We start from the raw sequence: 273 nt of genomic DNA on the forward strand, positions 1-273 counted from the left end.
GACGTTCTTAAATTACCCGTAATTGATTCACCTTAACCAATTACTGATACAACGTCATGACTGCAATAATCATTAACTTTGTTCTGAAACATATCCATGAGCGAAGTCATCATATAGCCGTCTGGTTGACTAGTCTTCTTGTTAGCTGAAACAATAATCCGTTTCAAATCCGTGTCTAAAGTTTCTTGATAATCGGTGTTTAATTCAAATGATAGGGCTTCCTGGGCATTCTGAATGCTCTTAGCTTGTTTACTGACTGCTGACTTAGCTTTA

Annotated in this window: 1 pseudogene; it reads right to left on the minus strand. The window is 37.0% G+C overall.

The annotated features are described in order from the left end of the window. Positions 1-32: 32 nt before the first annotated feature. A pseudogene (locus tag CBI42_RS11860) lies at positions 33-273 on the minus strand (replication initiator protein A); the annotation flags it as partial.

Origin of the sequence: Streptococcus sp. KR (assembly GCF_002238115.1) — a bacterium.
Lineage (GTDB): Bacteria > Bacillota > Bacilli > Lactobacillales > Streptococcaceae > Streptococcus.